7 protein-coding genes and 1 tRNA gene are annotated in these 8,014 nt (G+C 55.8%); 4 read left to right on the top strand and 4 right to left on the bottom strand.

The annotated features are described in order from the left end of the window. Positions 1 to 320: 320 nt before the first annotated feature. Positions 321 to 1,073, top strand: a complete 753-nt coding sequence (locus HMPREF9538_RS20110; RefSeq protein ID WP_223174602.1) for a LysR substrate-binding domain-containing protein — start codon at positions 321 to 323, stop codon at positions 1,071 to 1,073. 300 nt (positions 1,074 to 1,373) lie between these two features. Beyond that, entirely contained in the window at positions 1,374 to 1,658 is a 285-nt protein-coding gene (locus tag HMPREF9538_RS20115; protein ID WP_009484427.1) for a hypothetical protein, read from the top strand. Positions 1,659 to 1,807: 149 nt separating this feature from the next. Here the strand turns inward: HMPREF9538_RS20115 and ldtA are convergent, their stop codons facing one another. The 3 genes from ldtA to nac form a co-directional block, all read right to left on the bottom strand. Further along, a complete protein-coding gene (ldtA, locus tag HMPREF9538_RS20120; protein WP_009484426.1) occupies positions 1,808 to 2,749 on the bottom strand; it encodes a L,D-transpeptidase in 942 nt (313 codons plus the stop codon). Positions 2,750 to 2,827: 78 nt separating this feature from the next. Continuing rightward, positions 2,828 to 3,778 carry an HTH-type transcriptional regulator Cbl gene (gene cbl / locus HMPREF9538_RS20125; protein ID WP_004180456.1) on the bottom strand — a complete coding sequence of 317 codons (951 nt, stop codon included), beginning with the start codon at positions 3,776 to 3,778 and terminating at the stop codon, positions 2,828 to 2,830. A 106-nt stretch (positions 3,779 to 3,884) separates the two neighbouring features. After that, positions 3,885 to 4,802 (bottom strand): nitrogen assimilation transcriptional regulator NAC, encoded by a 918-nt coding sequence (gene nac, locus HMPREF9538_RS20130; protein WP_002911729.1) that lies wholly within the window; start codon positions 4,800 to 4,802, stop codon positions 3,885 to 3,887. Between the two features lie 330 nt (positions 4,803 to 5,132). On the opposite strand from nac, the gene HMPREF9538_RS20135 reads away from it, so the two are divergent. Continuing rightward, positions 5,133 to 5,208: transfer RNA gene (locus HMPREF9538_RS20135), tRNA-Asn, on the top strand. 93 nt (positions 5,209 to 5,301) lie between these two features. On the opposite strand, the gene HMPREF9538_RS20140 is transcribed toward HMPREF9538_RS20135, so the two are convergent. Then, on the bottom strand, positions 5,302 to 6,936 hold the full coding sequence (locus tag HMPREF9538_RS20140) for a Na+/H+ antiporter (protein ID WP_009484423.1): 1,635 nt from the start codon (positions 6,934 to 6,936) through the stop codon (positions 5,302 to 5,304). Between the two features lie 591 nt (positions 6,937 to 7,527). Here HMPREF9538_RS20140 and HMPREF9538_RS20145 point away from each other — a divergent pair. Then, on the top strand, positions 7,528 to 8,014 hold a 487-nt coding region (locus HMPREF9538_RS20145), incomplete at its 3' end, for a TetR/AcrR family transcriptional regulator (protein ID WP_009484422.1).

Here is an 8,014-nt window from a genome sequence, read left to right as displayed (position 1 = left end):
GGGATTTTTGCTTTCCGTGATCCTCTCCGCTCCCCAAGCATGCAATCTTATCCTGGTGTAGGTGCTATTTTCTTGCTATGAGGCAAGCTGAACGGCCGTGAGCCCCACGCTCCCGCAAAGGCTTAAATAAAGGCGGTTTAACCGTGCCGGACCATACCTGGGTGTAAGGCGATAATGCGCGGTTCCAAAAAAGATTGGCAACACCGCCGCTTCTGATATCTCTCCGCCAGCGGGTATAAGCAGCATCGTACCGTAGGTACCGTCCAAGGTTCCGTATGTGATCCCCGCAGGTGAAAATCAGCGATGCTGCTCCCAACCTTATGGCTACAGACTTTCGATCCGGCGGTAACCGCTGGGTCTGCCGCTGCGTAGCAGACATGGAGGATGCTGAAAACAGCCTGTCCAGTGCGGCGATGACGCCCAGGGGACGGCTACGGGTGGATGTACCGAGTCCGCTGGCCCGCCTTATTCTGGTGCCGGCGCTACCGGCTTTCCACGCCCGCTACCCTGATATCCAGATCGACATGGGTGTGAGCGACCGGGTAGTGGATCTGATCGGCGACAACGTGGATTGCGTTCTGCGCGGAGGTCAAATCACCGACCAGTCCCTAATCGCACGCCATGTCGGCGATTTGCAAATCGGCGTCTACGTCGCCCCCAGCTATGTGGAACGCCTTGGCGCTCCCGCACACCCGCGCGAGCTGCAAAATACTGACCATTGCATAGTGGGATTCTTGTCCTCACGCACCAGTAAGATTGATCCTTTGGTACTGTGCAGTGAGAATGAACGTATTGAAATCACGGGCAACTACGTACTTGCCGTGGATGATGGCAATGCTTACCTCGAAGCTGGGTTAGTTGGCTTAGGCGTGATTGCGCTGCCCAACTATATGGCGGCAGCGCATCAGGCCGTTGGCGCTTTGATTCCATTATTTACACAATGGCGGATTAGCCCAATGCCTCTGTACCTGGCGTTTCCACCGAACCGCCATGTCAACGCCAAGCTGCGCGTTTTTATTGACTGGATCGTTGAAGTGATGCTGCAGCATGTCCCCATTGCCAACAATCAGTGACGCCATCCCCTGATTCGCTTATCAGCGGCGATGGGGGTCATTCCCGTTGTTTTGAACGAAAGTGAATAATAGAAATCGTTTTCCCAATTTAAATATTTATAACGAATCCAAGAACTATAATGCGGAATTGCCGTCCTATTCGGGATTCGCTGTAAATATTTCCCTAACACTAGCCTGTTTACCTAATTACAGTATTCATGGGATTACCGATGAGGTACACTTTATCTTTAATATCGTCATTCCCGTATCATTCATTATAATGATAGGAAATTGCATTTAATAAAATAAGGATATTAATTTATGACAAAAGGTATAAAAATTTTCATCACTGTAGTCTTCGTGATTCTGGCATTGTTGAGCGGCATGATGAGCTTCATGATCGTCGGAATGGGGGTCAGCGGTAGTGGCTGTGGTCAGGAGTGTTTTGATAATATGGATTCTGCAAAATTCATTAGTATTATATTCTGGATATTGGCTATCATAAGCGGTATCTTCGCTTTCATGGACAATGGCAGCCAAAAAAAAATCCTCAGTAACAAGATTAAGTCCATAGGCATATTTGCAGACTTTATCATCTCCTCCTGAGCATCTCCTGGCGCCCTCATTAAAACGCCATCACCGCCACTGTTGATAAGTTAAGGATCGGTTTCCCGATCCTTATTCCCAACAACGTTGAATGCATCGTCAGCAAAAGAGCCTTCTTACAATAGCCGTTAATCAGACTAAACGACCCGCTACAAACTTCCCTGCGCCGCTGTGGCGCTGATATTCACCGGCATGCCGGAGCGGCGCTGCAGGGTTTGCTCGGCCTGCGAAGGACTCACTCCCGGCCCCTGAGTAAACTCGCGCAGCGCCGAGGTCATCGGCAAGGGGACTTTTCTGTCGGATTCAAACTCCGCGCGGTTGCGCGACAGCGGCTCGTGCACCTCCAGCCAGTGACTGCCGTCCGGCTCCACGCTGTACTTCACCGGCTGATCGATCAGCTGAACCCGCGTCCCAACCGGCACGTTATCAAACAGGAATTTAATATCGTCATTGCGCAGGCGGATGCATCCCTGGCTGACGCGCAGCCCGATACCAAAGTTGGCATTGGTGCCGTGGATGGCGTAGAGCCTGCCGATGTAGATCGCATACAGCCCCATCGGATTATCGGGCCCGGGGGGCACCATCGCCGGCAGCGTTTTGCCCTCTTTCGCATACTCGCGGCGGGTATTGGCGGTTGGCACCCAGGTGGGGCCTTCCTGCTTACGCTCTACTGCCGTCACCCAGTTACGCGGCGTTTCACGTCCCGCCTGACCAATGCCGATTGGCAGCACTTCGACGCTATTGCCCTGCGGCGGGTAATAATAGAGACGCATCTCGGCGACGTTGATGACGATCCCCTCCCGCACGGTGTCAGGCAGGATCAGCTGTTGCGGAATAGTCAGCGTCGAACCGGAGCGTGGCAAATAGACATCGACCCCGGGGTTGGCTTCCAGCATATTGCTTAACCCCTGGCCGTACTGGGCGGCAAAACTTTCCAGCGGCTGGGTGTTATTCTCCGGAACGGCAATGGTAAATGCGCTGCCTACCAAACGGCTCCCCTCCGGCGGCAGCGGATAGCTGACGGCCAGCGCGCCGTGGCTGGCAAGCAGCATCAGCGCCGTACAGAGTAATTTCACACGCCGCATCGTCATTTTCCCTTCCTCAGTCGCGACTCACGTGTGTGAATTATAGCGTTATTTCCACTCCCCGACCCGCTGGCCAGCATTTCCTTAAATCTGATAGTCGATTGCGGCCTCTTCCGGCTCCATCGCCTGACGCTTAATCTCATCCAGCGACAGTCCGGCATTGCACAATTCGATAAAGCGCCAAACGTAATTCCGCTGCAGCTGGCCCCGCTTCAGTCCCAACCACACGGTATTGGCATCGAACAGATGGCGGGTATCAAGACGCGTAAAGGTGTCCGCTTCCCGGGCATCACCGGACTGCTCGGCGACCAGCCCGACGCCCAGCCCCAGCTCCACGTAGGTCTTGATCACATCGGAATCCTGCGCGCTCAGCACGATATCCGGCATCAACCCCTTGCGGTTGAACGCCTCATCAATGCGCGAACGGCCAGTGATCCCCTGGCGGTAGGTGATTAACGGCCAGCGGGCGATCGCCTCCAGCGTCAGGGGAGAAACCTGCGTCAAAGGATGATCCTTCGGCACCAGCAGGCTGTGATGCCAGCGGAACCAGGGGAAAGCCGCCAGCGTCGGATCGTTGCTCAGGCGCTCGCTGGCGATGCCGATATCCGCTCCGCCGTTATGCAGCAGCGCTTCGATTTCCTGCGGGGTACCCTGCACCAGCTCGACGCGAACATCTGAGAACAGCTCGCGGAAAGCTTTAATGACCGGCGGCAGGCTGTAGCGCGCCTGAGTATGGGTGGTGGCGATAGTTAAGACGCCTGACGCATCGTTAGTGAAGAGATCCGCCAGCCGCCGAACGTTACTGGCTTCATTGAGGATCCGCTCGGCAATCGATAACAGCGCTTTACCCGGCTCGGTCATGCCTAACAGGCGTTTACCGCGGCGGATAAAGATCTCAATCCCCAGCTCCTCTTCCAGTTCCCGGATATGGCGACTGACGCCTGACTGCGAGGTATAGAGCATATTCGCGACTTCCGTCAGGTTGTAATCCTGACGGGCCGCCTCACGGATAATTTTCAGCTGCTGGAAGTTCACCCTTTCCTCCGGGCCAATGGACTTAACGTATCTGCTATTGTTAAAGTCTGTTGTCCCAGGTAACAAATAATAAAAACCAGCAACTTATTCCTTAAGAGAATATACCCTAACTGACCAGCTGCAGTTCACGGTTTTCCAGCGATGGGCGGCTCACCAGAGACAGCAGGATCTCTTTCACCGCCTGCGCCTGCGGCGACAGACTGCCGCGAGCCGACATGTTCAGCGACAGCGACAGGCTCATTGAAGGCGTGCTGATCCGCGCCATCCAGCCGTTCGCCGCCCCGCACAGGGAACGAGCAGCGGATTCCGGTAACACCGTCGCCCCCATGCCGCTGGCGATGGCCGCGGTCAGGGTGGTGATGGATTCGATCTCGCCGATAATTTTCGCCGACAGACGACGCAGGGTGAATGCCTCGGTGACCCGCGCCCGCACTGCGCTGTAATCGCGCGGCAGGAACAGGTTCATCTCCGCCACCGCCGTGAGATCCACGCTCTGCCCCGGGCAGTCGCGGGTGCCGACCAGGTAAAGGTCTTCTTTCAGCAGCGGCTGGCTGACGATGCCTGCCACCGGCGAACGCTCATAGAGCACCGCCATATCCAGCTGGCCCGCCAGCAGCTTGTCATTCAGCGCTGTGCCGCTGCTCTCCTGCAGATAGACCATCACCTCGGGCAACTCATTGCGCACCGTTTGCAGCAACGGCATGGTAATGGCGGAGGCCGCGGTGCCCGGCGCCAGGCCGATCGACACCTGACCACGCAGCGTCTGGCCGACGTTATTGACCGCCAGCTGCGCCTGCTCGCACTGGCGCAGGATAGTGCGCGCATGGGTGTAGAGAATTTTACCGGCTTCCGTTGGCGTGACCCCTCGCTTGGTGCGTATCAGCAACTGCTGGTCCATTTCACCTTCCAGGGTCGCGACCTGTTGGCTGAGGGCCGGTTGGGCGATATGCAAGACTTCAGCGGCCTGGGTCAGACTGCCGATATCGACGATTTTCACAAAATATTTCAGTCGTCTTAAGTTCATTTTGCCTCCTGTAAGGAACGCCAGCGTAAACGCTGGGAGTATGATGCACTGGCTTTTGCAATTTGCTTGCCAGCTTTGCATTTCCTCGGCTGTCGCCCGCCGCAGGCAGTGTTATAAGGGATAGTGATAGCAATTCGGTTTTTATTTGCCCGGTAAGCAGATTGTGGTATGCCCCATTAGGGGTACATTCGCACTACAACGGTGCAACATGGTGAAAAAAACAGCGCATGGGTGGCTATTGCTGAAATTGTCAGCAGTCGAACGCAATTCTTTGAATCAGGCTTTGACAAGGCCGGATGGCATCGTTAATATGCGCCCCGTTCACACGATTCCTCTGTAGTTCAGTCGGTAGAACGGCGGACTGTTAATCCGTATGTCACTGGTTCGAGTCCAGTCAGAGGAGCCAAATTTAAGAAGCCTGCTTTCGAGCAGGCTTTTTGCTTTTCAGCGCCGGTACTTCTGCCGGAAGGCGAATGGCCACCCTCCGGCGATTGCGGCTTTAGCGTAAACTCTCTTCCTTCAGATCTATCTCCCGCAGCACCTCATAAAAAGTGATATCGCTGATGTTATGGGCGCGGCGCAGCCGGAACAGCTCCTGACGCTGGGCGATAATGACCTCTCGTTGCATATATTTCTCCAGCCTGGCGCGCTTAGCCAGCTCCAGCCCGACATCCTGCCCCTCGTCATTGTCGTTATAGTGAAGCCGCCGCTGATAGGTTTCGAGCAGCATATTGCCGGCATCGGCCCGCAGGGCCTGCTCACTGGGATCCTCCACCGGCTCGTCCAGTAGCGCGTTAAGACGGTTAATGGCCACCTCGGTCATCACGGCGCCAATGTCGTCCTTACCGGTGTCATGCGGTAGATCATCGGCAAGATAACGGGTCATAAACGGCAGACCGATAGCCGCCACCACCAGCGACATCAGGATCACTGCCATCGATAGAAAGATCAGTAGTTCACGGCCCGGGAACGGCGAACCATCTGCCAGCACCACCGGCAGCGTCAGAATACCGGCGAGGGTCACAGAGCCCTTCACTCCCGCCAGCGCCATGACGGCGAGGATACTGAATCGTGGACGGACGGTGATGGCCTTGCCCCGACGTTTGCGGCGAAAAATTGTCAGCTTCATCGACAGCCATACCCAGGCGAAGCGCATCAGACCAAGCGCCAGGGTGATGGCCACGGCGTACAGCAGCAGGTACCAGGGCGAAGAGACGCCGGCCTGGCTGGCTACCGCCGGCAGCGTCCTGAACATGCGCGGCAGCTGCTCGCCCAGCATCAGAAAGATCATCCCGTTGAGGGTGGTCTGCAGCATGGACCATACCGCGCTGCTTTTCATGCGCGTCGCCGGAAGCCGGGGCCCCGACAGCTGCTCATAATGCATCGCAATGCCGGCGGCGACGGCGGCAAGAATGCCCGAGACATGGAACGCCTCGGCCAGCAGATAGGCGGCGAAAGGGATAAGCAGGCTGATCAGGATCTGGATGGCTGGCTCCTCGCGGGTGCGCCGAACCAGAAAGTTATTACATTTGCCGGTGACCCACACCACCACGAGGCCACTGAGGATGCCCCCGAAGGCCATCAGGAAAAATTTCACCACCGCGTCTCCCGGGGAGAAGCTGCCGGTCAGCACCGCGGCGATGGCGAAGTTAAAGGCGACGAGGCCTGAAGCATCGTTTAACAGCGACTCCCCTTCGAGAATATGCGCCATCCTTGAGGGAAGCGGCGAGCTGGCGGTCATTGCCGATACCGCCACCGGATCGGTAGGCGACAGAATAGCCGCGAGGGCGAACCCTGCCGCCACGGTGATAGCCGGGATCAGCCAGTGAATAAACAGGCCAATACCGAGAATAGTCACCATCACCAGGCCTATCGCCAGCGATAAAATCGGCTTCATATCGCGGAAAAAAGCGTCTTTGGGGATGCGCCAGCCATCGAGGAACAGCAGCGGCGGGATAAACAGCAGTAAAAAAATATGCGGGTCAAAATCGACCTGAAAGCCACTGGCGGCCAGCGCGGCGCCCGCGGCGATTTGGATCAGCGGTAGCGGCACTTTAACGGGCAGAAGATGGGACAGGAACACGGTCACCACGATGGCCATGATAAAGACCAGCACGATAGCAATTAGCGACATTCATCCCCTCCTCTGACGGCAATATTCATTCTGTACATCAGACTGTTAATCCTTTTTCGCAGGTGTTGTTTCGGTAACAGATTATTTACCCAGTCACCGATAATTTAAGACAGACGTCATTGTCTGCCGGCGATAATATTTAAACTGAGGTGGCAACCGGTGCCGGATCAGGGGTGACAATGTCTTTTATCAAGCCGCGTTTGTCAATCCGCTATCGTCTGCAAATCATCGCCGGCCGGCATTCCGGGGAGAAGTCCTCACAGGACTGTCGACCGGGGACTTCGCAAATTAGCCTCTTCACATGGACAAAACCACTCAACCGCTCCAGCCCTCCGCTGTTTATATATTCCCAATATTATTAATTCGTATTATGCATTGTGAATATGGATATTAATGACCAGTCTAATATACCCGGCAGAGTTATATTTCGTGCCCCCGCCGGCAGTGCGAACCACGTATTTGCGATAAGTAATTCTTAACGCCCCCCCATTTCAGGATGATTGGACAGCCAGCCTTACGCTACGCGCAATGCTTGCCCTACCCCTGAATTGGGCGTACCCTGACAAACAATTAAACCGCACGGTCTAAATCATGAATCCCAATACCTCCACCGTCCTGAAGCCCCGCCGCGGCCGTCCACCCAAGGTCGATCGCCAGTTTGACGATACGCGTCAGGCGCTGATTCGCTCAGGCCTTGAAGTGCTGACCGAAACGGGCTATCTCGCGGCGGGTATTGATGCGGTGATCAAGAATATCGCCGTGCCAAAGGGGTCGTTTTATCATTGCTTTAAAAGCAAAGAGGCCTTTGGCCTCGCCGTGCTTGCCGCCTATGGCGACTTCTTTGCGCATAAATTAGATAAATTCCTGCTGGACGACGCCGTGCCGCCGCTGGAACGAATGGCGGCCTTTGTGCGTCATGCCGGTCAGGGAATGGAGAAATTCCAGTTTCGCCGCGGCTGCCTGGTGGGCAACCTGCTGCAGGAAGCCCCGTTGTTACCCGAGACGTTTCCCCAACGGTTGATGGCTATCCTGGCGGCATGGGAGTCGCGCGTGGCGCGCTGCCTGCGCGAAGCGCAGG

It is taken from the genome of Klebsiella sp. MS 92-3 (assembly GCF_000195655.1).
GTDB classification, from domain to species: Bacteria; Pseudomonadota; Gammaproteobacteria; order Enterobacterales; family Enterobacteriaceae; genus Klebsiella; species Klebsiella pneumoniae.
The sequence above is the reverse complement of the archived record's forward strand: the minus strand, read 5'-3'. Positions and strand labels throughout refer to the sequence as shown.

What these genes read in the sequence shown, in the direction of transcription:
- HMPREF9538_RS20140 (WP_009484423.1), bottom strand. Translation starts at nt 6,936, where the DNA reads ATGTCGCTAATTGCTATCGTGCTGGTCTTTATCATGGCCATCGTGGTG.
- HMPREF9538_RS20115 (WP_009484427.1), top strand. Translation starts at nt 1,374, where the DNA reads ATGACAAAAGGTATAAAAATTTTCATCACTGTAGTCTTCGTGATTCTG.
- ldtA (WP_009484426.1), bottom strand. Translation starts at nt 2,749, where the DNA reads ATGACGATGCGGCGTGTGAAATTACTCTGTACGGCGCTGATGCTGCTT.
- nac (WP_002911729.1), bottom strand. Translation starts at nt 4,802, where the DNA reads ATGAACTTAAGACGACTGAAATATTTTGTGAAAATCGTCGATATCGGC.
- HMPREF9538_RS20110 (WP_223174602.1), top strand. Translation starts at nt 321, where the DNA reads ATGGCTACAGACTTTCGATCCGGCGGTAACCGCTGGGTCTGCCGCTGC.